Raw genomic sequence first — 24,592 nt, 5'->3', positions numbered from 1 at the left:
CGCCGTAGCACACCGCGGGCCGGCCCGCCGGCCGGGCCCGCGGCGGTTCAGCCGCGATGGACGGTCGGGCCGCCGGGCGCTTGCGCGATCGGCATCAGCTCGATCGTGTTGACGTTGACGTGCGCCGGGCGCGTCGCGATCCAGTAGATCGTATCGGCGATGTCCTCGGGCATGAGCGGCTGGACATTGGTGTAGACGTTGGCGGCCTTCGCATCGTCGCCGCGATAGCGGACGTTCGAGAACTCGGTGCCGCCGCACAGGCCCGGCTCGATGTCGGTGACGCGCAGCGGGGTGCCGAGCAGGTCGGCGCGCAGGTTCAGGCTGAATTGTCGGACGAAAGCCTTGGTTGCGCCGTAGACGTTGCCGCCCGCATAAGGGTACGAACCCGCGACCGAGCCGAGATTGAAGATATGGCCGCGACCGCGCTCGATCATGCCGGGCAGCAGCGCATGCGTGACCGTGACGAGACCCGTGCAGTTCGTGTCGATCATCGTATGCCATTCGTCGAGGCTGGCCTTGTGCGCCGGCTCGACGCCGAGCGCGAGGCCGGCGTTGTTGACGAGCACGTCGAGCGCCGCGAATTCGGCGGGAAGGGCGGCCGGCACGGCCTCGACGGCTGCGCGGTCGCGCACGTCGAGTTCGAACGGCAGAAGGGCATCGCCGAGCTCGGCGGCGAGTGCGTCGAGACGATCCTTGCGGCGCGCGGTCGCGACGACGCGGTGGCCTCCGTTGACGAAGGCACGGGCGATGGCGGCGCCGAAGCCGGCGGACGCGCCTGTGACGAACACGATCATTGCTGCTCCTGGTCGGTAACGATGTAGCGGATGGAATCCCGCAAGCCTACTGAGATTGCCGCACCGCGGCAAGGCGACAAAGCGTTTCGGCACGGGCGCGTAGAATCTGGCCCCAATTGCCGTTTGGGCACCGCCGTGCGGTTGCCTATTCATGACGCATCCAATACACTAACGCGCTCATCACCCCTGCGTGACTGGCGATAGAACCCTTCGGGTTCAAGGTGGAGCATCCCACCGTGAAGCGCGGGGCGCCGTTTTTGCCGTTCGCCTGGGCAGCCGTTGTGCGCCGTCGCGTGCATCGCCGGTGGCTGTCCTGCCTCGCGTCATACGGATTCTTCCGCCACGTCGAGCTGGTCCCGCCAGCAACGCACCGTACTCGGCCACCCCGGTCAACCTGTACACACTTAACGGAAACCGTATGTTTGACAGAGCCCAAAGCACCATCGCGAACGTCGATCCCGAAGTCTTTGCAGCGATCGAGCAGGAAAACCGCCGCCAGGAAGATCACATCGAGCTGATCGCGTCGGAAAACTACACGAGCCCGGCCGTGATGGCCGCCCAGGGTTCGCAGCTCACGAACAAGTACGCGGAAGGTTATCCGGGCAAGCGCTACTACGGCGGTTGCGAGTACGTTGACGTCGTCGAGCAACTGGCGATCGAGCGCGTGAAGCAGCTGTTCGGCGCGGAAGCGGCGAACGTGCAGCCGAACTCGGGTTCGCAGGCGAACCAGGGCGTGTTCTTCGCGATGCTCAAGCCGGGCGACACGATCATGGGCATGAGCCTCGCGCACGGCGGTCACCTGACGCATGGCTCGCCGGTGAACATGTCGGGCAAGTGGTTCAACGTGGTGAGCTACGGCCTGAACGAGAACGAAGACATCGACTACGACGCGGCCGAGAAGCTGGCGCAGGAACACAAGCCGAAGCTGATCGTCGCGGGCGCGTCGGCGTTCTCGCTGAAGATCGATTTCGAGCGTCTGGCGAAGATCGCGAAGTCGGTGGGCGCGTACCTGATGGTGGACATGGCGCACTACGCGGGCCTGATCGCGGCGGGCGTGTATCCGAACCCGGTGCCGCACGCGGACTTCGTGACGACGACGACGCACAAGAGCCTGCGCGGCCCGCGCGGCGGCGTGATCCTGATGAAGGCCGAGTATGAGAAGCCGATCAACTCGGCGATCTTCCCGGGCATCCAGGGCGGCCCGCTGATGCACGTGATCGCGGCGAAGGCGGTGGCATTCAAGGAAGCGCTGTCGCCGGAGTTCAAGGCGTACCAGGAGAAGGTGGTCGAGAACGCGCGCGTGCTGGCTGAAACGCTGGTGAAGCGCGGGCTGCGGATCGTGTCGGGGCGCACGGAAAGCCACGTGATGCTGGTGGACCTGCGCGCGAAGAACATCACGGGCAAGGCGGCGGAAGCAGCGCTGGGCGCGGCCCACATCACGGTGAACAAGAACGCGATCCCGAACGACCCGGAAAAGCCGTTCGTGACGAGCGGCGTGCGCCTCGGCTCGCCGGCGATGACGACGCGCGGTTTCGGTCCGGCGGAAGCGGAGCAGGTGGGCAACCTGATCGCGGACGTGCTGGAGAACCCGGAAGATGCGGCGACGATCGAGCGCGTGCGCGTGCAGGTCGCCGAGCTGACCAAGCGTTTCCCGGTCTATCGCTGATCGACGATGCGCTGCCCGTTCTGCCGGCATGACGACACGCAGGTCGTTGACTCGCGCGTGTCCGAAGATGGCGCCGCGATTCGCCGGCGCCGTCGCTGCTCGGCTTGCGACAAGCGCTTCACGACGTACGAGCGGGTCGAGCTGTCGCTGCCGTTCGTCGTGAAGAAGGACGGCAGCCGCACGGAATTCGACCGTCGCAAGATCGTCGCCAGCATGCAACTCGCGCTGCGCAAGCGGCCGGTTGCCGCTGACGCGATCGACGCGGCGGTTGCCCGCATCGAGTATCAACTGCTCGCGACCGGCGAGCGTGAAGTGCGTAGCGAGAAGCTCGGCGAACTCGTGATGAACGAGCTGCGCGGCCTCGATACGATTGCTTATGTCCGCTTCGCATCGGTGTACCGCCGGTTCGAGGACGTTTCCGAATTTGCCGACGTGATCGAAGAGTTCCGTCGCGCCTCTCCCGCCAAGACCCCGCGTAAGCGCTGACGCGCTGCGTCCGTTCATCGTCTTCTCCGTTGGTTCAGTTCGCGCCGATTGTGTCGGTCGCGATCGCATGCCGCCAGTCGGCCGTTCGGCAAATGGCGCGCGTCCGCACGCATCGCTACAGTCGTCGCATCACATTGGCGAAGGACGGCTGCGATGGCACCGCGCGATCACCCCTCGAAAAAAATGCTGCGACGCTCGGGCGGGTTCACGCTCGTCGAGCTGATGGTCGCCCTTTCTCTGGCGGCCGGCCTCGCGCTTTATGCGGCGCCCGCGTTCGACCAGTGGCGCATGCGCGAACGTGTCGATGCACGCTCGCGCGCGTTGCTCGGGGCGCTGTCGTTCGCGCGCACCGAGGCGACGCGTCTCGGCGTGCGCGTCCGCTGTGTCGAGCCGGAAACGACGGCGCGTGCCTGCGTGCCGGTGAGCGGTGCGATCCGGCTGAATGGTCGTGCGACTGGCTCGTCAGCGGGCAATTCGACGGGCAGTCGCGCGTGCTGCGGCGCTATCCGCGCGATACCGAAGTGGTGGTCGCAGGCGCCGCACACGATCTGGCTTTCGCACCGCCGGTCGGGCAGGCAGTCGGTGGAATCCGGCGTTTCGAATTGCGTCCACGACGCGGCGTGTCCGGGGTCGACGACGCGCGCGCGTCGCGTTGCGTGCGAATTGCGGCGGGTGGTCGGGCGCGCATCGTCGCCGGCCGCTGTGGTGCGGCGTAAAGCCATGCGCAACGCAATGCGAGGCGCCTCGCTGATCGAGGCGATGCTGGCCGTCGCGCTGCTCGCGACCGTGATGCTGGCGGTGGCTGGCAGCCAGCTCGCAATGACGCGCACACAGCGGGCGACGATCTGGCGTGAACGCGCGCTATGGCTGGCCGATGCGCGTATCGAGCGCTCGCACGCAGCGGCTGGCGCCGGCGACGGACTTGCTGCGCTGGCAGCCGAGTCGTTGCCCGGCGGCGCGATGACGGTCGATGGCGGGCCCGATGGCATTCGCTACGCGGTGGTCGGATGGCGCAGCGGTAATGCGGCGGCATCGTTGCGATGTGACGCCGCGGGCGTATCGGAGCAACCGCCGTCGTGCGTCCGGATTCCGTTTCGGGAGGCTGCCGTCGATGAACGCTGATCGCCGCATGCGCGCACATACGCTGCTCGAAGTGCTGATCGCGATGACCGTCGGTCTCCTCGTGCTCGCGGCGGCTGGTGCGCTGTATCACGCACAGCGCGTTGCGCAACGGCGTGCGGAAGACGGATTCCGGATGCGCGACGCGGCCGGCACCGCACTGATGCTGATCGGTCAGCAGATCCAGATGGCGGGATTCCGGCCGCTTGATGCCGAACGGGCGTCACCGTTGCCGCCAGTGTTCGGCTGTTCGATGGCGCGTGTGCGGGGCGACGGCGCACACGCACGCTGCGAGCCCGTGCGCGCTTCGTCCGACGCGTTGCTGATCCGGTATGTCGGCGATGCCGTGTCGACGTGGCCGACGGTGAGCGGTCAGGTATCGGACTGTCTTGGGCAGGGCGTCGGCATGCCGGGCGAACGGCCGCAGGTGGAGAACCGCTTCGATGCGCATGTCAGCCCGTCGACGGGCGAGCCCGAACTGTATTGCGAAGGCGGCGGCCGTCCTGGCACGCCGCAGCCCGTCGTGTCGGGAATCGATCAGCTGCGCGTGCGCTATCTGCGTCGCGGCGGCATGCAGTTCGTCGATGCCGATGCAATGCGTGTCGACGACTGGCGCGATGTCGTGGCCGTGCATGTCTGCGTGCGGGCACGAGGCGAACCGATTCGCGGGTCGGCTCGTCATGTCGACTGTGATGGTCGTGCTGTTGTTGCACGTGACGGCCGTGCGCGTCTGACGCTTCATCGCATCGTCGCGTTGAGGAACGTTTCAACCACATTCGACGATACGGTGCGTGACGCAACGTACGCACGCGAGGTGTCGCGATGAGTGGAGCCGGACAGTACTTGCGGAAGATGGCGCGACGCATGGCGGCAGGCAGCACGCATGGGCGCATCGTGGCGGACGGGGGCAAACCGTTTCAGGCTGACCGTCCGGGAGCCGTGCCGGCGTGCCCGCACGAGCCGCGCATACGCTCGCGGCTCGCCGGTCGTGCCTGGCATCGCGACGCGGGCCTTGCGTTGCCCGCGGTGATTGCGGTCGCTACGGCCGTCGCTGCGCTGACCGGCGCGTGGTTCGAATCCGCGCTGACGGAATCACGTCGCACGCGTGCGTTGTCGGATCGGCTGATCGCGTTCCATGCGGCCGATGCGGCGCTTGCGGCGTGTACCGCGCGATTGCTTAGCGGTTCGGCACCCTATGTGCACGAACGTGACTCGCACGCGGAGCCCGACGCGTGGCGGCGCACACCGGCGCTGGCGGCCGCCGAAGTGTTCACGCCGTTCGCCGGATGGCCGATGGCCGCGCAGCCGCCGCGATGCCTGATCGAGGCGTGGCGCGGTGCAGGGCCGGCCGGTGGCCGCGCTTACCTCGTCACCGCGCGCGGTGTCGGTGCGCATGCGTCGAGCGCCGTCTGGCTGCAACACCAGCTTGCAATACGCGACGGGCGCATCGTCGCGCTGAACTGGCGCCGTGTCGCGGCGGGGCTTCGATGAACGGCCGCACGTCGAAGCGCCAGTCTGCGGGATTCACGCTGATCGAGCTGATGATCGTGCTCGCGATCGTCGCGGTGCTGGCCGGGTGGGGTGTCCCGTCGTATCGCGAGCATGTCGCGCGTGTCCATCGCGCGTCGGCGGTTTCCGCGCTGTACCGGGCGGCCCAATATCTCGAAACGTTGGATGGTGCGCCGCCTTCGGCATTGCCGGGTGCGCTCGCGCGGGCCCCGCCGGACGGGCAGGTCGTCTATCGATTGGCGCTGCGGCGGCCGGCCAACGACGATTCGCCAGTGACCTATAAGCTGGAAGCGAGCCCGCTAGATACTGGCCCGATGCGCGACGATGTATGCGGCACATTCACGCTGCGCTCGGACGGGACCAAAGGCAATGATCGGCGGAACGCCGACGAGCAGGACGCGGCTTGCTGGGGTGTGCGTTGAATTTGCAAGAAGGGCGCGCAACGGCGCATGGCCGTGCGCGCGGGATGTCGATGGTCAGTCGTCGTGGGCGTCGAGCCCGCGCTCGTCGCGGGACTGCTTCCAGATCCGGTAGACCTCCCAAGCGGCGAAGCCGAGCGTGCCCCACTTCAGCGCAGGGCCCGCGCTCGCGCGCAGCAGCGAGCGAACGGGTTTCGCCAGCACGAGCGATGCGAGCGAACTCAGCATCGGATACTGGTTGACGAGCTGGCCGAGGCTCGCGTTCAGGTTTTTTGCGGACTGACTGAACTTGTTGCTGGAAAGGCCGGGGATGAACACCTTGAGCCAGCTGAAGCGCGTGACGGCCTGGCGCATTTCGCCGGCGGCTTCCGCGAGCTCGAGCCGCTCGACCTCGGATCGCAGGATCAGCAATTCCTTGCGGAGCGCGCGGTGCTGCGACGCGCTCCAGTTCGATCGCGACGAATGGGAGCGGGGTGAATTGCCCGTGATGTTCTGGCTCATGGCGCGTCGGCGAAGTAGGTGGAAAGGGCGAGCGCGATTGCGTTCACGGCTTGCCGCGGAACAGGTCGCGGTCTTTCTCGAGTTCGGCGAGCGTCGCTTCGAACACGGTCGGCGCATCGCGCAGGCCCGAGCGCGCCTTCAGCGCGCACACGATGCCGCCTGCGGCATACAGCGCGGTGATCGCCGCGAGCGACTGCCAGCGGTAGGTATCCCAGAACGCGATCGCGATGAGTACGGTCAGGCTGATGAGCGCCATCGTCGCGAGCATCATCGCGGCGAGCCCGAGGAACAGCACGCCCATCAGGCGCTCCTTCTCCTCGGCAAGCTCGATGCCCACCAGTTCGAGGCGCGTTTGCAGAAGTCCGATCGCGGAGCCGACGAGGCGGCGCAGCGGTCCTTGGCCGGACGGCTGCGAGTTGGTGTCTGTCGTCATGGGTGAGGTGCGTGCGCGTGCAGTGAGCAGCTAGGACAAAGCCGCCGGCGGAGGCCGCCGGCGGGCTTCGACGCCCGCGGGCCGCGCGCGGCCCGCGGGACGGAACGGCGCAGAGCGCGTTACTTGCGGTTGATCAGCAGACCGATCAGCACGCCGACGCCGGCGGCGACGCCGATCGACGTCCACGGATGCTCGTGCACATAGTCGTCGGTCGCGCGTGCGGCCTTCTTGCCTTTCTCGACCACCACGACCTGGACGTCGGCTGCCTTTTCCTTGGCCTGCTTCAGGCGCGACATGGCTTTCTCGCGCAGCTCGGCCGCACGGTCGCCCGTGCTGCTCGCGGCTTGCTTGAGCAGGTCTTCGGCGTCCGAGAGAACGGTTTTGATATCCGACATCAGTTTCTCCTTGTTGATTTCCGACATTGCAACTCCCTTCGTGCTGTCATGCTGCAGGTTCACATCGTAGCGAAACGCCTGCCTGCTGGCGAGCCGGGAAGACACACGGCGGCAGTGCAAGACTGCATGGTAAACGACTTGTAATCATTTACAGAGCGGCAAACGGGGTGAAAAGTTTCCTCGACGGCCGTTCGTGCTGCACCAATACCCGGCAAAAATGACAAAAAAGTATGAATATCAAACGGAATAATCGTTCGCACGGCCCATTGCTTCCCGTAAGCTGATGGACTGTCCCGCGCTGCCCAGCGCGTGGTTTTAACCAGCATCGTTCGAGGAGGGAACATCATGAGTCTGCGTCTTGGCGACATCGCACCGGATTTCGAGCAGGAATCGAGCCTGGGCCCCATCAAGTTTCACGAGTGGCTCGGCGACGGCTGGGGCGTCCTGTTCTCCCACCCGGCCGATTACACGCCGGTGTGCACGACGGAGCTCGGGCTGACCTCGAAGCTGAAAGGCGAATTCGAGAAACGCAACGTGAAGGTGATCGCGCTGTCGGTCGACGGCGTCGAATCGCACAAGGGCTGGATCAACGACATCAACGAAACGCAGTCGACGGTCGTCGGCTTCCCGATCATCGCCGATGCGGACCGCAAGGTTTCGCAGCTGTACGACATGATCCACCCGAACGCGAACGAAACGCTGACGGTGCGTTCGCTGTTCGTGATCGACCCGAACAAGAAGGTGCGGCTCACGATCACCTATCCGGCGAGCACGGGGCGCAACTTCGACGAAGTGCTGCGCGTGATCGATTCGCTGCAACTGACCGACAACTACAAGGTCGCGACGCCCGGCAACTGGAAGGATGGCGACGACGTCGTGATCGTCCCGTCGCTGCAGGATCCGGAAGAGCTGAAGAAGCGTTTCCCGAAGGGCTACAACGCGGTGCGTCCGTACCTGCGCCTCACGCCGCAGCCGAACAAGTAAGCATCGGCTGCGCGTGAACGCGATACCGGGCTGGCGGCCCGGATCGCGGATGCGATGAAAAACGGCCCGCCCGGCAGTGATGCCGGGCGGGCCGTGTCTTTTCCGTGCCTGGTGCGCGGTGAGTCGTTCACCGCGCGCCACATCCGAACGATCAGAAGAATGCCTGGATGCCCGTCTGCGCGCGGCCGAGGATCAGCGCGTGGATGTCGTGCGTGCCTTCGTACGTGTTGACCACTTCGAGGTTCACGAGGTGGCGCGCGACGCCGAATTCGTCGGAGATGCCGTTGCCGCCGAGCATGTCGCGCGCGAGCCGCGCGATGTCGAGGGCCTTGCCGCACGAATTGCGCTTCATGATCGACGTGATCTCGACGGCCGCCGTACCTTCGTCCTTCATCCGGCCGAGGCGCAGCACGCCTTGCAGGCCGAGCGTGATTTCGGTCTGCATGTCGGCGAGCTTCTTCTGGATCAGCTGGTTCGCGGCGAGCGGCCGGCCGAACTGCTGGCGGTCGAGCACGTACTGGCGCGCGGTGTGCCAGCAGGACTCGGCGGCGCCGAGCGCACCCCACGCGATCCCGTAGCGCGCCGAATTCAGGCAGGTGAACGGGCCGCGCAGGCCGCTCACGTTCGGCATCAGGTTTTCTTCGGGCACGAACACTTCGTCGAGCACGATCTCGCCGGTGATCGACGCGCGCAGCCCGACCTTGCCGTGGATCGCAGGCGCCGACAGGCCCTTCCAGCCCTTCTCGAGAATGAAGCCGCGGATCGCGTCCTTGCCGTTCTCTTCCAGCTTTGCCCACACGACGAACACGTCGGCGATCGGCGAGTTCGTGATCCACATCTTCGCGCCGGACAGCGAGTAGCCGCCGGGCACCTTCTTCGCGCGCGTGACCATGCTGCCCGGATCGGAGCCGTGGTTCGGCTCGGTCAGCCCGAAGCAACCGATCCATTCGCCGGTCGCGAGCTTCGGCAGGTATTTCTGCTTCTGCGCGTCCGAGCCGAATTCGTAAATCGGCACCATCACGAGCGACGACTGCACGGACATCATCGACCGGTAGCCCGAATCGACGCGCTCGACTTCGCGCGCGATCAGCCCGTAGCTCACGTAGTTGAGGCCGGGGCCGCCGTATTCCTCCGGAATCGTCGGGCCGAGCAGGCCGACCTCGCCCATCTCGCGGAAGATTTCGGCATCGGTGCGTTCGTGGCGGAACGCCTCGGTGACGCGCGGCGCGAGCTTGTCCTGCGCATAGGCCTGCGCGGCATCGCGCACCATCCGCTCTTCTTCGGTCAGTTGCTGGTCGAGCAGCAGTGGATCGTCCCAGTGAAAAGTTGCAGCGCTCATCGTCTTATCTCCTGTCGGTCAGCGTTAGCGCTTCAGCGCTTACGCGGACCCCATGCTTTGCGGTCGGTCAGCGTTAGCGCTTCAGCGCTTACGCGGACCCCATGCTTTGCGGTCGGTCAGCGTTAGCGTTTCAGCGCTTGCCCTGATCCCATGCTTTGCGTTCGGTCCGGGGTTGCCGCTCGAGCATCCTGGCCGGGCCCATGTCCAAGATTCGCTTGACTGCAGTTCCGCTGTGCGGAACAATGTTTTGCAAATCGAACCCAGTGTAGCATCAGATGACGCTTTCAACCATCGACGAAACCACGATCGACGAACGCAAATTCGTCGTCGCGCTCGCGCGCGGGCTCGACCTGCTGCGCGCCTTCCGGCCCGGCGAGACGATGCTCGGCAATCGCGACTTCGCGGAGCGCACGGGGTTGCCGAAGGCGACCGTGAACCGGCTCGCCTATACGCTGACCGTGCTCGGCTACCTGCGCTACGACGAGACGCTCGGAAAGTATGCGCTGGACGCCGGCGTGCTGTCGCTCGGCTACGCGCTGCTGTCGGGCTCGGGGACGATCGACCTCGCACGGCCGCACATGCAGGCGCTCGCGCGCGAGATCGGCGCGGCCGTGTCGCTCGGCTGCCGCGACGGGCTCGACATGATCTATCTGGAGACGATCCGCAGCGAGACCGCGCTGACGCTCGGGCTCGCGCCCGGTTCGCGGCTGTCGATGCTGACGAGCTCGATGGGGCGCGCGTACCTGGCCGTGCAGCCGGAGGACGTGCGCCGTACGCTTTATGCGGAGCTGCACCGCGCGGCCGGCGGCGCGGCCGACGCCGATGCGCTCGTCGCCGCCGCGCAGCACGCGGTGGCCGAGTTCTCGGCGGGTGGTTGCTGTTATTCGTTCCGCGCGTGGCACATGGACGTGAATGCGGCGGCCGTGCCGTTTCGCGAGCCGCGCGAGGGGCGCTGGCTGATCCTGAGCTGCAGCGGGCCCGCATCATCGATGGACGAGGAGGTGTTCCGCACGCAGGTCGGGCCGAAGCTGAAGACGCTCGCGCAGCGGCTCGGGCCGACGGCCTGAGCATCGCGCCGCACGGCGGGCCGCCGCTGCGGGCGGGGGACGCCGGCGTCCGTGTGAACGGGAGAGGGCGATGTGGCCGCGTCGTCGGTTGCAACCGCGGCGAACCGCGCTCATCATCGTTCGCCAGCTTCCCGACGACGAGGTTCGCGATGTCCTATCCGGAAACGATGGAAGGCGGTTGCGCCTGCGGCGCGATTCGCTACCGTATCGCCGGCGTCCCGACCGACGCTGGCTTCTGCCATTGCCGGCTCTGCCAGCGCACGACGGGCGCGGCGGTCGTCGCTTCGGCATCGGTGCCGATCGACGCGTTCGAGTACCTGCAGGGCGAGCCGACCGTCTATGCGTCGAGCGCGTGGGGCGAGCGGCGTTTCTGCGGCCGTTGCGGCGCGCAGCTCGAATACCGGCTCGCCGATGCGCCGAAAACGGTCGAGATCAATTACGCGACGCTCGATGAACCGGCGCGGCTGCGTCCGGCGTGGCACGTCTGGTATGCCGATCGTTTCCCGGGCGTCGAGATGGCCGACGACCTGCCGCGGTACGACGATGGTGGAAGAGAGTAGGCGATCGTCGCCGCTGACGGACCGTCAGCGGAGCAGGCGCGGAAGGCGGTGACGAAGATTCCCGCGCGTTCGGCACGGAACCCGGCGCGCGTCAGGCCTCGCACCCCGGCGGGTGATGGCCCGATTTTCCGCGAATTCGGCAAGAAGCCCGCCACGCGTCGGCCCGCGCATCCTGACGGATGTCCTGATCCCCCGATTCCGCAGGCAGCACACCATCCGGGCCCGCCAACCGGCGCGCCATTTCCGGCGCGCCGTCGATTCGATCCCTTCAGGCCGTCACGACCTTCGCGAACACCGGCCCCTGCATGAACCGCACGTCGTGCTGGCGCAGCAACTCGCACTGCGTCTCGTCGACGACGCCGTCGAAGATCAGCGGAATCCGCACGCGCTGCGCATACGCGACCAGCGCCTTGACCATCCCGTCGCGCAACGCGATGCCCGCATCCATCTTGATGTAGTCGGGGCGCGCCATGTCCGATTCGACCGCGAGGATGCGGCCCGGATCGGGCAGCTTGTCCGCGACCTTGAAGCCGTGATGCTGGTAGCTGCGCGTCAGGTAGCCGAGGAAGGTCTTGTGCGCGACCGCGACTGCCGGCAGCTCGATCACGATCCGCTCGGTCGGTAGCCCGAAACGCTGCAGCACCGACGAGAAATGCTTGCCGTGGTCGTACTTCACGCTCTTGAGCAGCCGTTCGTGCACGCGCAGGAACAACAGCCCGTGGCGCTGCGCGCCGAAGAAGTTGATCGCGTGCAGCGCTCGCGACAGGCGGTCGATCGCGACGAGCGTCTGGTCGTCGACGGCCGCGTCGACCGGATCGTGCGCGGTGCCCGTGACGAGCGTGACGGCCTGGAAGCCGAGCTCGTCGCCGTAGCGCTCGATCGTATCGGCGAACGACGTCGATTGCGGCGCACCGGGCATCGTCACGTCGTAGATCGGTTCATAGGCGCTGCCGAGCGTGCGCTCGGGCAGATTCGCGCTCGCGGTGCCGCCTTCGGCGAGCGCGAGGTGATCCCGCAGATACGGCAGTTGCCCGGCACGGGCGACCAGCTCGGGAATGGTGGGCGGAATCATCGGCGTAAGAAGGAAAAACGGCGGCCGAACGGGCCGCCTCGTATCTGGATATTAGCAGCGCAGGCCCCGCTCGGCTTGGCGTTTCGCTCATATGGTTATCCCGTTTCGAGCCCGGGTCTAGGGTTTACGTTGATTTCACTATTCGTAATTGGTTTTACTATTCGTAAATCCAGGATGTGTCGCCGATCAAGAAATGCGGCATTCGGGCGCCGCGAGGCGGCGCCGTTCGCGAATCGAATCAACAGGAAGCAAGGAGCGAGACGTGGCGGTTGACAGGAATTGCGCGCGGGACGGCGGCCAGGCGCGCCGGGCGCCGGGCGGGACGACGGATGCGCCGGCGTGCGCACGGCAGGGCTGAGGAGCGGATGGCGACCATGAGCATCGATTACCAGACGCTGAAGTTCGAGTACCGCGCGCGCGCGCATGACGCGGCCGTCCACCCGGTGATCGTCGTCGGCGCGGGCCCGGTGGGCCTCGCGGCGGCGATCGACCTCGCGCAGCAGGGCGTGCCCGTCGTGCTGCTCGACGACGACGACACGCTGTCGACCGGCTCGCGCGCGATCTGCTTCGCGAAGCGCACGCTGGAGATCTTCGACCGGCTCGGCTGCGGCGAGCGCTTCGTCGACAAGGGCGTGAGCTGGCACGTCGGCAAGGTGTTCCTGCAGGACGAGCAGCTTTATGCGTTCGACCTGCTGCCCGAGGAAGGGCATGCGCGTCCCGCGTTCATCAACCTGCAGCAGTACTACGTCGAAGGCTATCTGGCCGATCGCGCGTTCGAGCTGCCGAACATCGACATCCGCTGGAAGCACAAGGTGACGGGCATCGAGCAGGCGGCCGAACACGCGGTGCTGACGATCGAGACGCCGGAAGGCGTCGCGACGCTGCGCGCGCAGTACGTGATCGCGGCCGACGGCTCGCGCAGCCCGATGCGCACGATGATGGGCCTCGAAAGCCACGGCCGTACGTTCAAGGACCGCTTCCTGATCGCCGACGTGAAGATGAAGGCGGAGTTTCCGACCGAGCGCTGGTTCTGGTTCGATCCGCCGTTCCACCGCAACCAGTCGGTGCTGCTGCACCGCCAGCCCGACAACGTGTGGCGCATCGACTTCCAGCTCGGCTGGGATGCCGATCCGGTCGCCGAGAAGCAGCCGGAGCGCGTGATCCCGCGCGTGCGCGCGCTGTTCGGGCCGGACGTCGAGTTCGAGCTCGAATGGGTGAGCGTCTATACGTTCCGTTGCCAGCGGATGGACACGTTCCGTCACGGCCGCGTGCTGTTCGCGGGCGATTCCGCGCATGGCGTGTCGCCGTTCGGCGCGCGCGGCGCGAACAGCGGCGTGCAGGATGCGGACAACCTCGCGTGGAAGCTGAAGCTCGTGCTCGACGGCCGCTCGGACGACGGCCTGCTCGATACGTACGCGAGCGAGCGCGAGTTCGCGGCCGACGAGAACATCCGCAACTCGACGCGCTCGACCGATTTCATCACGCCGAAGAGCCCGGTGTCGCGCGTGTTCCGCGACGCGACGCTGAAGCTCGCGCGCGACTGCGAGTTCGCGCGCAAACTCGTGAACAGCGGCCGCCTGTCGGTGCCGGCCGTGCTCGCCGATTCGCCGCTGAACACGCCGGACCGCGGCGGCGACGCGTTCGCGTGCGCGATGCGCCCGGGCGCGGCGGCGGCCGATGCGCCGGTGCGCGCAGCGGGTGCGCCGAGCTGGCTGCTGCGGCACCTGCGCAGCGGCTTCACGGGCGTGCTGTTCGGGTTGCCGGGCGACGCGGCCGCGCTCGCGCAGGCCGTCGACGGCCTCGCGCTGCCGGTGCGGCCCGTGCTCGTCGTGCCGGCCGGGCATGCGCAGCCGGTGGCCGGTGTCGACGTCGTGGAGGACGTCGACGGTTTCGCCGCGCAACGCTACGACGCGCAGCCCGGCACGTTCTATCTGCTGCGTCCCGACCAGCACGTCTGCGCACGCACGCGCACGCTGGACCGTCAGGCGATTGCCGACGCACTCGCGCGCGCCACCTGCGCACGCTGAACACCGCATTGCACACGACAACGACACCGGAGACCGTCATGCCCCCACTCGATACCCGCCCGCGCCTGGCCGATCCCGACGCGTTCTACGAAGCGCTGATCGACATGCATCGCGACCTGTCCGACAGCGACAGCCAGCTCGTCAACGCGAAGCTGATCCTGCTGCTGGCGAACCAGATCGGCGACCTCGACGTGCTGCGCGAAGCGATGACGCTCGCGCGCCAGGGCGTGACGCCGCCCGTGCATCCGGCCGCCGAGGTGGCGCAATGAGCGCGGCGCCGGCCGACGCGCGCGTGCTCGAAGTCGAGCGCGTGCTCGACGACACGCACAACCCGGGCTTTCACTGGATGCTGCTCGTGTTGTGCGGGCTGTGCCTCGTGATCGACGGCTTCGATGCGCAGGCGATGGGTTATGTCGCGCCGAGCGTGATCGCGGAATGGGGCGTGCCGAAGCAGGCGCTCGGTCCGGTGTTCAGCGCGAGCCTGTTCGGGATGCTGCTCGGCGCGCTCGGGCTGTCGGTGTTGGCCGACCGGATCGGGCGGCGCCCGGTGCTGATCGGCTCGACGCTGTTCTTCGCGGTGACGATGCTCGCGACGCCGTTCGCCGGCTCGATCCCGGTGCTGATGGCGCTGCGCTTCGTCACGGGCCTCGGCCTCGGCTGCATCATGCCGAACGCGATGGCGCTGGTCGGCGAGTTCAGCCCGGCCGCGCATCGGGTGAAACGGATGATGATCGTGTCGTGCGGCTTCACGCTCGGCGCTGCGATCGGCGGCTTCATCAGCGCCGCGCTGATCCCGGCGCTCGGCTGGCGGTCGGTGTTCTTCGTCGGCGGCGCGGTGCCGCTCGTGCTCACGATCGCGATGCTCGCGCGGCTGCCCGAATCGCTGCAGTTCCTGGTGCTGAAAGGGCGCGACGCGCAGGCGCGCAACTGGCTCGCACGCTTCGCGCCGCAGGCCGGCATCGATGCGTCGACGCGGCTCGTCGTGCGCGAGCGCGCCGCGACCGGCGCACCGGTCGCCGAGCTGTTCAGCCACGGCCGTCTGCCGGTCACGCTGCTGCTGTGGGCGATCAGCTTCATGAACCTGATCGATCTGTATTTCCTGTCGAACTGGCTGCCAACCGTGATGCGCGACGCGGGCTATTCGCCGGGCACGGCGGTGATCGTCGGCACGGTGCTGCAGACGGGCGGCGTGATCGGCACGCTGTCGCTCGGCTGGTTCATCGAACGCTACGGCTTCGTGCGCGTGCTGTTCGCATGCTTCGCGTGCGCGGCCGTGTCGGTGGGGTTGATCGGCTCGGTCGCGCATGCGCTGCCGTGGCTCTTGATCGTCGTGTTCGCGGGCGGGTTCTGCGTGGTCGGCGGGCAGCCGGCCGTGAACGCGCTCGCGGGCCAGTATTACCCGACGTCGCTGCGCTCGACGGGCATCGGCTGGAGCCTCGGCATCGGCCGGATCGGCTCGGTGCTCGGGCCGCTCGTCGGCGGGCAACTGATTGCGCTCAACTGGTCGAACGGCGCGCTGTTCCACGCGGCTGCCGTGCCCGTGCTGTGCTCGGCGCTGTTCGTCCTCGTGCTGGCGGGAGTGACGCGGCGGGGCGGCGCGCAGGCGCCGAACGCCGCGATGAATTGATGGAGAAAGGAAACGATGACGCTTGACCTGTCGAAACCGGCGACCGCCGGCTACCTGAGCGGTTTCGCGAACGAATTCGCAACCGAGGCGCTGCCCGGCGCGCTGCCGCACGGTCGCAACTCGCCGCAGCGCGCGCCGTACGGGCTGTATGCGGAGCAGTTGTCGGGCACCGCGTTCACTGCGCCGCGCGGCCACAACCGCCGCTCGTGGCTGTACCGCATCCGCCCGGCGGCCGTGCACCGGCCGTTCGAGCCGTTCGCGGGCCCGCAGCGGCTCGTGTCCGAATTCGGCGATTCGCCCGACGTGCCGCCGACGCCACCGAACCAGCTGCGCTGGGACCCGCTGCCGATGCCGGCCGAGCCGACCGATTTCGTCGAGGGGATGGTGACGATGGCCGGCAACGGCTCGGCGGCTGCGATGAACGGCTGCGCGATCCATCTGTACGCGGCGAACCGCTCGATGCAGGACCGCTTCTTCTACAGCGCGGACGGCGAACTGCTGATCGTGCCGCAGCAGGGGCGCCTGTTCATCGCGACCGAGTTCGGCCGGCTCGACGTCGAGCCGTTCGAGATCGCGGTGATCCCGCGCGGCGTGCGCTTCTCCGTCGCGCTGCCGGACGGCGACGCGCGCGGCTACATCTGCGAAAACTTCGGCGCGCAACTGCGCCTGCCGGATCTCGGCCCGATCGGCTCGAACGGTCTCGCGAATCCGCGCGACTTCCTGACGCCGCAGGCGGCGTACGAGGATCGCGAAGGCGCGTTCGAACTGATCGCGAAGCTGAACGGCCGCCTGTGGCGCGCGGACATCGGCCATTCGCCGCTCGACGTCGTCGCGTGGCACGGCAACTATGCGCCGTACAAATACGACCTGCGCCTGTTCAACACGATCGGCTCGATCAGCTTCGACCATCCCGATCCGTCGATCTTCCTCGTGCTGCAGGCGCAGAGCGACACGCCGGGCGTCGACACGATCGACTTCGTGATCTTCCCGCCGCGCTGGCTCGCGGCCGAGGACACGTTCCGCCCGCCCTGGTTCCACCGCAACGTCGCGAGCGAGTTCATGGGGCTTGTGCACGGCGCGTACGACGCGAAGGCCGAAGGCTTCGTGCCGGGCGGCGCGAGCCTGCACAACTGCATGTCGGGCCACGGGCCCGATGCGGACACGTTCGAGAAGGCGTCCGCGAGCGACACGACGAAGCCGCACAAGGTCGACGCGACGATGGCGTTCATGTTCGAGACCCGCACGCTGATCCGGCCGACGCGCTATGCGCTCGACACCGCGCAGCTGCAGGCCGACTACTTCGAGTGCTGGCAAGGCATCAAGAAACACTTCAACCCGGAGCAACGATGAGCGATACCCAAGACTGGCGCGCGACGCTCGACCCGGCTCGCAAGAGCTGGGTCGAGACGGCGAACGATCCCGCCTGCGATTTCCCGATCCAGAACCTGCCGTTCGGGATCTTCAGCGATGCGAAGCAGGCGTCGCGCCGTGCGGGCGTCGCACTCGGCGACCAGATCGTCGATCTCGCGGCGCTCGTGCGCGCGGGCCTCGTGACGCTGCCTGCCGGCGCCGATGCGTTCGCCGCGCCGACGCTCAACGCGTTCATCGCGCTCGGTCGCGATGCATGGCGCAGCGTGCGCGTGCAGCTGTCCGGCCTGTTCTCGCACGACGACGCGCGGCTGCGCGACGATGCGGCGCTGCGCGCGCAGGTGCTCGTCGCGCAGCGCGATGCGACGCTGCATCTGCCGGTCGAGATCCCCGGCTATACCGATTTCTATTCGTCGAAGGAGCACGCGACCAACGTCGGCTCGATGTTCCGCGATCCGAAGAATGCGCTGCTGCCGAATTGGCTGGAGATGCCGATCGGCTACAACGGCCGCGCGTCATCGGTGGTCGTCAGCGGCACGCCGGTGCGGCGCCCGAACGGGCAATTGAAGCTGCCCGACCAGGAGCGTCCGGTGTTCGGCGCGTGCCGCAAGCTCGACATCGAACTGGAGACGGGCTTCATCGTCGGCCGCGGCAACGCGCTCGGCGAGCCGATCGCGTGCGAGGACGCGGAAGCGCATATCTTCGGGATGGTGCTGCTGAACGACTGGAGCGCGCGCGACATTCAGCAGTGGGAATACGTGCCGCTCGGCCCGTTCAATGCGAAGACCTTCGCGACGACGATCTCGCCGTGGATCGTCACGCTCGACGCGCTCGAACCGTTCCGCACCGCGCAGCCCGAGCAGGCGCCGCAGCCGCTCGCGTATCTGCAGCACGCGGGCAAGCATGCGTTCGACATCTCGCTGGAAGTGACGCTGCGCGCCGAAGGTGCGGCAGAAGCGACGTCGATCTGCCGCACGAACTTCAAGCACATGTACTGGACGATGGCGCAGCAGCTCGCGCACCACACGGTCGCGGGCTGCAACACGCGGGTCGGCGACCTGATGGGCTCGGGCACGATCAGCGGGCCGACGAGGGATTCGTTCGGCAGCCTGCTCGAACTGACGTGGAACGGCAAGGAGCCGGTCGCGCTGGACGGCGGCGGCAGCCGCGCGTTCATCGAGGACGGCGACGAGCTCACGCTCGCCGGATGGTGCCAGGGCGACGGTTATCGCGTCGGCTTCGGTACGTGTGCGGGCAAGATCCTGCCGGCGCGGAGCGCGTAACGCTCGACTGCACGACAGCGTGATGGATCACGCGTTATTCGGAAGGACAGGGCGGCCCGCATCGCGCGGGCCGTTTTCTTTTTGCCTGCCTGCCTGCAGGCAGGCGGCGGGATCGATGTATCGACGCGAGTCGATGCGAGCCGGCGTCAGACCGCACGCTGCAACGCAGTGCGGCGTTCCCACAGTGCGGCCGCGACGAACGCCGCGACGCAGACGACCAGCACGCCGACCAGCGCGTTGCTGCCCAGTTGCTCCATCAATGCGCCCGCCACCAGCGGGCCGCCGAAGCTCGCGGCGCTCCACGACGCCGACACCAGCGAGCTCGCAGTGACGAGCGCCGCGCCGCGGAAGCGTTCGCCGCACGCGACGAGCGACAGCGTGTAGATGCTGCCGGCCGCCGCGCCGAGCACGAACAGCAGCGGCCAGCACAGCCAGGGGTTCGCGATGACGAGCGGCAGCAGCGGCAGGCCGGCCAGCACGATCCAGCCCGCGCCGAGGTGCACGCGTTCGCGGCCGAGCTTGTCCGCGAGCCAGCCGATCGGGAACTGCATCGCGGTATCGCCGAACAGCATGATCGATGCGAGCAGCACGGCGGTCGCGCTCGCGACGCCGTGATCCATCGCGTAGAGCGGCAGCAGCGACAGCGCGAGCGTATCGAACAGCGCGAAGAACCCGGTGCCGATGATCAGCGCGGGCATGCGCGGCAGCACGTCGAGCCAGCGGCCGTGCGCTTCGTGATGCGCATCGTCGCCGGCGAGCGGCGCGCGCCGGATCGTCGCGAGCGTCGGCAGCGCGAGCAGGAACAGCGCGCCGCACAGCGCGAAGCGGATGCTCGTCGCGCCCGCGATCTGGCTCACGAGCACGGGGCCGGCCATCTGGAACAGCGTGAAATTGGTCGCGTAGATCGCGACGACGCGGCCGCGCGTCGAATCGTCGGCGAGCTGGTTGACCCAGGCTTCGCCGATCGTGAACAGCAGCATCAGCGCGGCGCCGCACAGCACGCGCAGCACGCCCCACAGGATCAGGTTCGACGTGAACTGCATCAGCGCGGTGGCCGCCGCGAGCAGCACGACCGACACGACGATCGCGCGGCGCGAGCCGATGTGCCGCGCGAGCGCGGTGACGAACGGGACGATCGCGAGGCCGCCGAGGGCCTGTGCGGCCGTCAGCATGCCGACGACGTTGGTGCCGTGGCCGGCTTCGGTCAGCGCGAGTGCGGTGAGCGGCAGCGTGGCGCCGGTCCCGAGGCCGACGACCGCGACGCTCAGGATGAGCGCGAGGAAATCGCGATTAAGAATGGCTTTCATCGGCCGGGATGCTACACCGCGTGCCTTGAAAGGTCCATGAAGGCCATCAGCATCGAATGGGGTTGCGCGCGCAACCAATGCGCGCCGCTGCGTTACACATATTCGGTCGGCACGGCCACCGGACGGCGTTCGAGCGATGCCGACCACAGCGTGAGCGCGAGCGCCGCGACGGCCATCGCGACGCCGACCCACGGCAGGCTCACGAGCGACACGCCGGAGCCGATCGCCATCCCGCCGAGCCATGCGCCCGTCGCGTTGCCGAGGTTGAATGCCCCCTGGTTCAGCGTCGACGCGAGGTTCGGCGCGTCGCTGGCGCGGTCGACGATCAGGATCTGCAGCGGCGGCACGATCGCGAACGCGAGGATGCCCCAGACGAAGATCGTCGCGAGCGCGGCGAACGGCAGGTGCATCGTGCCCGCGAACAGCGCGAGGACGATGCCGATCAGCGCGAGCGTCGCGATCAGCGACGGCATCCGGCGCCAGTCGGCGAGCTTGCCGCCGAGCGTGCCGCCGACCGTCAGCCCGAGGCCGAACAGCAGCAGCACATAGGTGACCTGACGCGGCGAGAAGCCCGTCACGTCCTCGAGGATCGGCGTGATGTACGTGAACACGCTGAACAGGCTCGCCGACGCGAGCACGCTGATGCCGAGCACCATCAGCACCTGCGGGTGCTTCAGCACGCTGAATTCGCGCGTGATGCTGGTGTCGGGCATCGCGAGGTTCTTCGGCAGGCAGACCGCGAGCGCGGCGGCCGCGGCGATGCCGATGCCGGTGACGGCCCAGAACGTCGCGCGCCAGCCGAACGCCTGGCCGAGCGCGGTGCCGAGCGGCACGCCGAGCACGTTCGCGAGCGTGAGGCCGGTAAACATCAGCGCGATCGCCTGCGCGCGTCGGTTCGGCGCGACGAGGTTGCTCGCGACCACCGAACCGATCCCGAAGAACGCGCCGTGGCAGAACGCGGTGACCACGCGGGCGGCCATCAGCACCGCATAGCCGGGCGCGATCGCGCAAAACAGGTTGCCCGCGATGAACAGCCCGATCAGGCCCATCAGCGCGCGCTTGCGCGGCATCTTCGCGGTGACGATCGCGAGGATCGGCGCGCCGATCGTCACGCCGAGCGCGTAGCCCGACACGAGCATCCCGGCGGCCGGGATCGACACGCCGAGATCGCGCGCGACATTGGGCAGCAGCCCCATGATCACGAATTCGGTGGTACCGATTCCAAAAGCGGCGACGGCAAGGGCGAAAAGAGGTAAGGGCATCGCGGTAGGCTCGGGAAAAGCCGCCGCTCGGGCCAGGCGCAGGATGCGCGGGACGGGCGGACGGTCAGGCGAACGACAGCGCGATTCTACTTCAGTGAAAACCCCTATGCTCGGGGCCAAAACGGATGTTGCCGGCGTGCGACGGGGCGGCAGGCGGGAAGCTCACAGTGTGGGATTCGGCGGGGGCGGCGGTGAATGTGCCGGGGTTGGAACGATGGCGGCAGTGGTCCGTTGTTCGTCAGGCGATGCGTTCGGGTGACCCGCCGGGGCGCGCGGCGGATGGCGCCGGTTCCGTGATGGCGTCCGTTGCGTCCGATACGCCGGCTTCCGGGGTGACGGATTCGGGCGACGAAAGCGGCGCGGGCGATGCACACGCATCGGCGGTGTCGAGCGCGGCCGGATCGTCCCAGCCGTTCTCGAACAGGCACGCCTCGATCGGCATCCGCGCGGCCCAGCGCTCCGCTTCGAGCATCGGTTTCGCATAGAACGCGTCGACGTGTCCGACGCACAGCACGGCGATCGGCTTCGCGCCGTCGGGCATCCGCAGCAGCGTGCGCAGCGCATCGACGTCGAACAGCGACACCCAGCCCATCCCGAGCCCTTCCGCGCGCGCCGCGAGCCACATGTTCTGGATCGCGCACGCGGCGGACGCGAGATCCATCTCCGGCAGCGTGCGGCGGCCGAACACGTGGCGCTCGCGGCCGTCGGCAAGTGCGACGACCAGCAGCTCGCCGCATTCGCGCACGCCTTCGACCTTCAGCCGCATGAATTCGTCCTGGCGCTCGCCGAGCGCGTCGGCGGTCGCGCGGCGCTCGGCCTCGACCAGCGCGTGGATCGCGGTGCGCAGCGCGGGATCGGTGATGCGAATGAAGCGCCACGGCTGCATGAAGCCGACGCTCGGCGCGTGGTGCGCCGCGCGCAGCAAGCGCGCGAGCACGGCCGGATCGACGGGCGCCGGCGTGAAATGGCGCATGTCGCGCCGTTCGAAGATGGCGCGGTAGACCGCGGCGATGGCGGAGTCGTCGAAACGCATGAGCGGCAAAAGCAGGGGAGGACGTCGGCGCAACGATAGCAGACCGCGCGCGAGCCGCGTTACATCAGTCGAAACAAAACATGGGATTGTTGATGGAGTGCGCGTTCGGTCGCGAGCACGCACGACGTCGGCCGACAGGCGAACGACGCCGCGCGTTCAGCGATTCGCCGCGCTCACGACGTTGGCGGGCGTGCCCGCGTGCCACGCCTCGACGTTCAGCAGCGTCGTGTGCGCGATCTCCGCGAGCGCCTCGCGCGTGAAGAACGCCTGATGCGACGTGACGATCACGTTCGGGAACGTCAGCAGGCGCGCGAGCACGTCGTCCTGCAGCGGCAGGTCGGAGTGATCCTCGAAGAAGAGCCCGCTTTCCTCCTCGTACACGTCGAGCCCGAGATGGCCGAGCTGGCCGCTCTTGAGCGCGTCGATCAGCGCCTGCGCATCGACGAGGCCGCCCCGGCCCGTGTTGATCAGCATCGCGCCGTGCTTCATCCGCGCGAGCGTGCGTTCGTTGATCAGATGGTGCGTCGACGGCAACAGCGGGCAGTGCAGGCTGACGATGTCGGCATGGTGCAGCAACGCGTCGAGCTCGACGTAGCGCGCGCCGAACGCGATCAATTCATCGTTGTAAGGCGGCACCGAATGCGCGAGCACGTGCATCCCGAAGCCCATCATGATCTTCGCGAACACGCTGCCGATGATGCCGGTGCCGATCACGCCGACGGTCTTGCCGTGCAGGTCGAAGCCGAGCAGGCCGTTCAGCGAGAAGTCGCCTTCGCGGGTGCGTGCGACGGCGCGCGGCAGGCGGCGGTTGAGCGCGAGGATCAGCGCGACCGCGTGCTCGGCGACCGCGTGCGGCGAATAGGCGGGCACGCGCACGACGGTGATGCCGAGCCGCTCGGCGGCGGCCAGGTCGACATGGTTGAAGCCTGCCGAGCGCAGCGCGATCAGGCGCGTGCCGCCGTCTGCCAGCCGTTCGAGCACGGCTGCGTCGACGGTGTCGTTGACGAACGGGCAGACGACTTCATAGCCGTGCGCGAGGATCGCGGTTTCGGCGTCGAGGTGCGACGGCTGGAAGTGCAGCCGATAGCCGAACTGCCGGTTGGCGGCGGTAAACGAATCGTCGTCGTACTGCCGGCTGCTGAACAGGATCACGCGCACGCTGCACCTCCGATGGCTGACGCGCGCAGTTTACTGCAGGCCCGTGACGATGTCGGCGCGTTCGGGGCCGCGCGGCTGGCGCAGGAAGCTGTAGTCCGCCCGCTCGCGGGCCGCCTGCGCGCCGAAGTGGTCGAGTGCGTGCTCGACGAAGCTGCGCGTGCGGGCCGGCACGTACTGGCGGTTCGGGTAGACGAGCGACAACTGCGTGTCGGGATCATCGATCCGGTAGGTGGGCAGCAGCCGCACGAGCGTGCCGTGGTTGAGCGCGTCGGCGACGCACGGCTCGGGCAGCACCGCGATGCCGGCGCCGGCCAGCGCGGCGGCCTGCACGAGCGCGAGCTGGTTGACCGTGCAGGCCGGGCGCACCGTGACGGAATGCGCGACGCCGTCGTGGCCGACGAGCTGCCATGCACTCGCATGCTGGTGCGGCGCGAGCGTGACCCAGTCGTGGCCCGGCAGGTCGTCGGGCGAGCGCGGTTCGCCGCGCCGCTCGAGATAGGCCGGCGCCGCGCACGCGACGAACGGGTTCGGCGCGAGCGCATGGCCGATCAGCGACGGGTTGCCGTCGAGCCGGTTGCCCGTGACGATGCCGACGTCGTAGCCCGAATCGAGCACGTCGAGCGGCCCCTCGGTGACGGTCAGTTGCACACGCAGCTCGGGGAAGCGGTGCCGGAAGCTGCTGACGAGCGGCGTCAGCGCAAGCGGCGACAGCAAGCCCGACGCGACGACGCGCAGCGTGCCGCCCGGTTCGCGCACGGCGTGCGCGACGGACGATTCGAGGTGATCGAACTCCTCGAGCAGCGCCCGGCAGCCGTCGAGGTAGCGCGCGCCGGCCTCGGTGAGCGACAGGTTGCGCGTGGTGCGGTGGATCAGCCGTGTGTTCAGGTGGCCCTCGAGCATCGCGATCGAACGCGTGACGAGCGCATTGGACACGCCGAGATGGTGCGCCGCGCGCCGAAAGCTCTGCTGTTCGGCGACGCAGACGAATACACGCATGGTCTGAATCTGGTTCATGGCTTGCGTATTTCTGGCCCGGTTGATTGATTATGGTTGTGATTTTTCGCAGCACGACATCGAAAGCACATCGTGCGGCACCTGGTTCTCCCTCGTATCGAAAAATCCGTTTTCGATTCCGCAGATGATTGTTCAATACAGATGCGATATCCGTCAACCTGAGAAAATG

25 protein-coding genes, 1 pseudogene and 1 riboswitch are annotated in these 24,592 nt (G+C 67.8%); of the genes and pseudogenes, 15 read left to right on the top strand and 11 right to left on the bottom strand.

The window, feature by feature from the left end:
• Positions 1–47: 47 nt before the first annotated feature.
• Positions 48–794 carry an SDR family NAD(P)-dependent oxidoreductase gene (locus BBJ41_RS08165; protein ID WP_069746086.1) on the bottom strand — a complete coding sequence of 249 codons (747 nt, stop codon included), beginning with the start codon at positions 792–794 and terminating at the stop codon, positions 48–50.
• Between the two features lie 180 nt (positions 795–974).
• Positions 975–1,075: riboswitch (ZMP/ZTP riboswitch) on the top strand.
• 137 nt (positions 1,076–1,212) lie between these two features.
• Between BBJ41_RS08165 and glyA the strand changes: the two genes are divergently transcribed.
• The 7 genes and pseudogenes from glyA to BBJ41_RS08135 all read left to right on the top strand — a co-directional run bounded on the left by glyA (position 1,213) and on the right by BBJ41_RS08135 (position 5,996).
• Positions 1,213–2,460: a serine hydroxymethyltransferase gene (gene glyA, locus BBJ41_RS08160; protein WP_069746085.1), complete on the top strand. Its 1,248-nt coding sequence runs from the start codon at positions 1,213–1,215 to the stop codon at positions 2,458–2,460.
• A gap of 6 nt (positions 2,461–2,466) precedes the next feature.
• Positions 2,467–2,946, top strand: coding sequence for a transcriptional regulator NrdR (gene nrdR / locus BBJ41_RS08155; protein ID WP_006476792.1), 480 nt, complete (start codon positions 2,467–2,469; stop codon positions 2,944–2,946).
• A 183-nt stretch (positions 2,947–3,129) separates the two neighbouring features.
• Positions 3,130–3,662: pseudogene (locus BBJ41_RS38700) on the top strand (pilus assembly FimT family protein).
• 16 nt (positions 3,663–3,678) lie between these two features.
• Positions 3,679–4,068, top strand: a complete 390-nt coding sequence (locus tag BBJ41_RS08150; protein ID WP_175972743.1) for a type IV pilus modification PilV family protein — start codon at positions 3,679–3,681, stop codon at positions 4,066–4,068.
• A complete protein-coding gene (locus BBJ41_RS08145; protein ID WP_069746084.1) occupies positions 4,058–4,891 on the top strand; it encodes a type IV pilus assembly protein in 834 nt (277 codons plus the stop codon). The genes BBJ41_RS08150 and BBJ41_RS08145 overlap by 11 nt, the downstream gene beginning before the upstream one ends.
• A gap of 203 nt (positions 4,892–5,094) precedes the next feature.
• Positions 5,095–5,556, top strand: a complete 462-nt coding sequence (locus tag BBJ41_RS08140; protein ID WP_069747627.1) for a pilus assembly protein — start codon at positions 5,095–5,097, stop codon at positions 5,554–5,556.
• A complete protein-coding gene (locus tag BBJ41_RS08135; RefSeq protein ID WP_069746083.1) occupies positions 5,553–5,996 on the top strand; it encodes a type IV pilin protein in 444 nt (147 codons plus the stop codon). The genes BBJ41_RS08140 and BBJ41_RS08135 overlap by 4 nt, the downstream gene beginning before the upstream one ends.
• Before the next feature lie 54 nt (positions 5,997–6,050).
• Here the strand turns inward: BBJ41_RS08135 and BBJ41_RS08130 are convergent, their stop codons facing one another.
• The 3 genes from BBJ41_RS08130 to BBJ41_RS08120 all read right to left on the bottom strand — a co-directional run bounded on the left by BBJ41_RS08130 (position 6,051) and on the right by BBJ41_RS08120 (position 7,349).
• Positions 6,051–6,494, bottom strand: coding sequence for a DUF3318 domain-containing protein (locus tag BBJ41_RS08130; protein WP_069746082.1), 444 nt, complete (start codon positions 6,492–6,494; stop codon positions 6,051–6,053).
• Between the two features lie 43 nt (positions 6,495–6,537).
• Positions 6,538–6,927: a phage holin family protein gene (locus tag BBJ41_RS08125; protein WP_069746081.1), complete on the bottom strand. Its 390-nt coding sequence runs from the start codon at positions 6,925–6,927 to the stop codon at positions 6,538–6,540.
• Positions 6,928–7,046: 119 nt separating this feature from the next.
• Positions 7,047–7,349: an ElaB/YgaM/YqjD family protein gene (locus BBJ41_RS08120; RefSeq protein WP_006494044.1), complete on the bottom strand. Its 303-nt coding sequence runs from the start codon at positions 7,347–7,349 to the stop codon at positions 7,047–7,049.
• A gap of 318 nt (positions 7,350–7,667) precedes the next feature.
• Here BBJ41_RS08120 and BBJ41_RS08115 point away from each other — a divergent pair, with 318 nt between their 5' ends.
• Positions 7,668–8,306 carry a peroxiredoxin gene (locus BBJ41_RS08115; RefSeq protein ID WP_069746080.1) on the top strand — a complete coding sequence of 213 codons (639 nt, stop codon included), beginning with the start codon at positions 7,668–7,670 and terminating at the stop codon, positions 8,304–8,306.
• Between the two features lie 151 nt (positions 8,307–8,457).
• Here BBJ41_RS08115 and BBJ41_RS08110 read toward each other — a convergent pair whose 3' ends face one another.
• The gene (locus tag BBJ41_RS08110) at positions 8,458–9,645 is read right to left on the bottom strand and encodes an acyl-CoA dehydrogenase (RefSeq protein ID WP_021157157.1); all 1,188 of its coding nucleotides are present in this window, start codon (positions 9,643–9,645) and stop codon (positions 8,458–8,460) included.
• A gap of 275 nt (positions 9,646–9,920) precedes the next feature.
• On the opposite strand from BBJ41_RS08110, the gene BBJ41_RS08105 reads away from it, so the two are divergent.
• Entirely contained in the window at positions 9,921–10,712 is a 792-nt protein-coding gene (locus tag BBJ41_RS08105) for an IclR family transcriptional regulator (RefSeq protein WP_069746079.1), read from the top strand.
• Positions 10,713–10,861: 149 nt separating this feature from the next.
• Positions 10,862–11,272 (top strand): GFA family protein, encoded by a 411-nt coding sequence (locus tag BBJ41_RS08100; RefSeq protein ID WP_069746078.1) that lies wholly within the window; start codon positions 10,862–10,864, stop codon positions 11,270–11,272.
• 268 nt (positions 11,273–11,540) lie between these two features.
• Here the strand turns inward: BBJ41_RS08100 and BBJ41_RS08095 are convergent, their stop codons facing one another.
• A complete protein-coding gene (locus BBJ41_RS08095) occupies positions 11,541–12,344 on the bottom strand; it encodes an EAL domain-containing protein (protein WP_069746077.1) in 804 nt (267 codons plus the stop codon).
• A gap of 365 nt (positions 12,345–12,709) precedes the next feature.
• On the opposite strand from BBJ41_RS08095, the gene BBJ41_RS08090 reads away from it, so the two are divergent.
• The 5 genes from BBJ41_RS08090 to fahA are packed head-to-tail and all read left to right on the top strand — an operon-like array spanning position 12,710 to position 18,649.
• Positions 12,710–14,371 carry an FAD-dependent oxidoreductase gene (locus tag BBJ41_RS08090; RefSeq protein ID WP_083281825.1) on the top strand — a complete coding sequence of 554 codons (1,662 nt, stop codon included), beginning with the start codon at positions 12,710–12,712 and terminating at the stop codon, positions 14,369–14,371.
• 38 nt (positions 14,372–14,409) lie between these two features.
• Entirely contained in the window at positions 14,410–14,640 is a 231-nt protein-coding gene (locus BBJ41_RS08085) for a DUF2783 domain-containing protein (RefSeq protein WP_069746076.1), read from the top strand.
• The gene (locus tag BBJ41_RS08080; RefSeq protein WP_069746075.1) at positions 14,637–15,998 is read left to right on the top strand and encodes an MFS transporter; all 1,362 of its coding nucleotides are present in this window, start codon (positions 14,637–14,639) and stop codon (positions 15,996–15,998) included. The genes BBJ41_RS08085 and BBJ41_RS08080 overlap by 4 nt, the downstream gene beginning before the upstream one ends.
• Positions 15,999–16,013: 15 nt before the next feature.
• Positions 16,014–17,348 (top strand): homogentisate 1,2-dioxygenase, encoded by a 1,335-nt coding sequence (hmgA, locus tag BBJ41_RS08075; RefSeq protein ID WP_069746074.1) that lies wholly within the window; start codon positions 16,014–16,016, stop codon positions 17,346–17,348.
• Positions 17,345–18,649, top strand: a complete 1,305-nt coding sequence (gene fahA / locus BBJ41_RS08070; RefSeq protein ID WP_069746073.1) for a fumarylacetoacetase — start codon at positions 17,345–17,347, stop codon at positions 18,647–18,649. The genes hmgA and fahA overlap by 4 nt, the downstream gene beginning before the upstream one ends.
• 146 nt (positions 18,650–18,795) lie before the next feature.
• Here the strand turns inward: fahA and BBJ41_RS08065 are convergent, their stop codons facing one another.
• The 5 genes from BBJ41_RS08065 to BBJ41_RS08045 form a co-directional block, all read right to left on the bottom strand.
• Positions 18,796–19,956 carry an MFS transporter gene (locus tag BBJ41_RS08065; protein ID WP_069746072.1) on the bottom strand — a complete coding sequence of 387 codons (1,161 nt, stop codon included), beginning with the start codon at positions 19,954–19,956 and terminating at the stop codon, positions 18,796–18,798.
• Between the two features lie 92 nt (positions 19,957–20,048).
• Positions 20,049–21,218 carry an MFS transporter gene (locus BBJ41_RS08060; protein ID WP_069746071.1) on the bottom strand — a complete coding sequence of 390 codons (1,170 nt, stop codon included), beginning with the start codon at positions 21,216–21,218 and terminating at the stop codon, positions 20,049–20,051.
• A 238-nt stretch (positions 21,219–21,456) separates the two neighbouring features.
• Positions 21,457–22,251 (bottom strand): 5,6-dimethylbenzimidazole synthase, encoded by a 795-nt coding sequence (gene bluB / locus BBJ41_RS08055; protein ID WP_069746070.1) that lies wholly within the window; start codon positions 22,249–22,251, stop codon positions 21,457–21,459.
• Positions 22,252–22,407: 156 nt separating this feature from the next.
• The gene (locus BBJ41_RS08050; RefSeq protein WP_069746069.1) at positions 22,408–23,409 is read right to left on the bottom strand and encodes a 2-hydroxyacid dehydrogenase; all 1,002 of its coding nucleotides are present in this window, start codon (positions 23,407–23,409) and stop codon (positions 22,408–22,410) included.
• Positions 23,410–23,439: 30 nt separating this feature from the next.
• Positions 23,440–24,423 carry a LysR family transcriptional regulator gene (locus tag BBJ41_RS08045; RefSeq protein WP_069746068.1) on the bottom strand — a complete coding sequence of 328 codons (984 nt, stop codon included), beginning with the start codon at positions 24,421–24,423 and terminating at the stop codon, positions 23,440–23,442.
• Between the last annotated feature and the right edge of the window lie 169 nt (positions 24,424–24,592).

This window comes from Burkholderia stabilis (assembly GCF_001742165.1).
In the GTDB taxonomy this organism is placed as follows: Bacteria; Pseudomonadota; Gammaproteobacteria; order Burkholderiales; family Burkholderiaceae; genus Burkholderia; species Burkholderia stabilis.
Note: the sequence above shows the minus strand (reverse complement) of the source record. Positions and strands in the feature narration are given on the sequence as shown.

Excerpts from the sequence above, each read along its gene's own strand:
- BBJ41_RS08165 (WP_069746086.1), bottom strand. The coding sequence starts at position 794 with ATGATCGTGTTCGTCACAGGCGCGTCCGCCGGCTTCGGCGCCGCCATC.
- glyA (WP_069746085.1), top strand. The coding sequence starts at position 1,213 with ATGTTTGACAGAGCCCAAAGCACCATCGCGAACGTCGATCCCGAAGTC.
- nrdR (WP_006476792.1), top strand. The coding sequence starts at position 2,467 with ATGCGCTGCCCGTTCTGCCGGCATGACGACACGCAGGTCGTTGACTCG.
- BBJ41_RS08150 (WP_175972743.1), top strand. The coding sequence starts at position 3,679 with ATGCGAGGCGCCTCGCTGATCGAGGCGATGCTGGCCGTCGCGCTGCTC.
- BBJ41_RS08145 (WP_069746084.1), top strand. The coding sequence starts at position 4,058 with ATGAACGCTGATCGCCGCATGCGCGCACATACGCTGCTCGAAGTGCTG.
- BBJ41_RS08135 (WP_069746083.1), top strand. The coding sequence starts at position 5,553 with ATGAACGGCCGCACGTCGAAGCGCCAGTCTGCGGGATTCACGCTGATC.
- BBJ41_RS08130 (WP_069746082.1), bottom strand. The coding sequence starts at position 6,494 with ATGAGCCAGAACATCACGGGCAATTCACCCCGCTCCCATTCGTCGCGA.
- BBJ41_RS08125 (WP_069746081.1), bottom strand. The coding sequence starts at position 6,927 with ATGACGACAGACACCAACTCGCAGCCGTCCGGCCAAGGACCGCTGCGC.
- BBJ41_RS08120 (WP_006494044.1), bottom strand. The coding sequence starts at position 7,349 with ATGTCGGAAATCAACAAGGAGAAACTGATGTCGGATATCAAAACCGTT.
- BBJ41_RS08115 (WP_069746080.1), top strand. The coding sequence starts at position 7,668 with ATGAGTCTGCGTCTTGGCGACATCGCACCGGATTTCGAGCAGGAATCG.
- BBJ41_RS08110 (WP_021157157.1), bottom strand. The coding sequence starts at position 9,645 with ATGAGCGCTGCAACTTTTCACTGGGACGATCCACTGCTGCTCGACCAG.
- BBJ41_RS08105 (WP_069746079.1), top strand. The coding sequence starts at position 9,921 with ATGACGCTTTCAACCATCGACGAAACCACGATCGACGAACGCAAATTC.
- BBJ41_RS08100 (WP_069746078.1), top strand. The coding sequence starts at position 10,862 with ATGTCCTATCCGGAAACGATGGAAGGCGGTTGCGCCTGCGGCGCGATT.
- BBJ41_RS08095 (WP_069746077.1), bottom strand. The coding sequence starts at position 12,344 with ATGATTCCGCCCACCATTCCCGAGCTGGTCGCCCGTGCCGGGCAACTG.
- BBJ41_RS08090 (WP_083281825.1), top strand. The coding sequence starts at position 12,710 with ATGGCGACCATGAGCATCGATTACCAGACGCTGAAGTTCGAGTACCGC.
- BBJ41_RS08085 (WP_069746076.1), top strand. The coding sequence starts at position 14,410 with ATGCCCCCACTCGATACCCGCCCGCGCCTGGCCGATCCCGACGCGTTC.
- BBJ41_RS08080 (WP_069746075.1), top strand. The coding sequence starts at position 14,637 with ATGAGCGCGGCGCCGGCCGACGCGCGCGTGCTCGAAGTCGAGCGCGTG.
- hmgA (WP_069746074.1), top strand. The coding sequence starts at position 16,014 with ATGACGCTTGACCTGTCGAAACCGGCGACCGCCGGCTACCTGAGCGGT.
- fahA (WP_069746073.1), top strand. The coding sequence starts at position 17,345 with ATGAGCGATACCCAAGACTGGCGCGCGACGCTCGACCCGGCTCGCAAG.
- BBJ41_RS08065 (WP_069746072.1), bottom strand. The coding sequence starts at position 19,956 with ATGAAAGCCATTCTTAATCGCGATTTCCTCGCGCTCATCCTGAGCGTC.
- BBJ41_RS08060 (WP_069746071.1), bottom strand. The coding sequence starts at position 21,218 with ATGCCCTTACCTCTTTTCGCCCTTGCCGTCGCCGCTTTTGGAATCGGT.
- bluB (WP_069746070.1), bottom strand. The coding sequence starts at position 22,251 with ATGCGTTTCGACGACTCCGCCATCGCCGCGGTCTACCGCGCCATCTTC.
- BBJ41_RS08045 (WP_069746068.1), bottom strand. The coding sequence starts at position 24,423 with ATGAACCAGATTCAGACCATGCGTGTATTCGTCTGCGTCGCCGAACAG.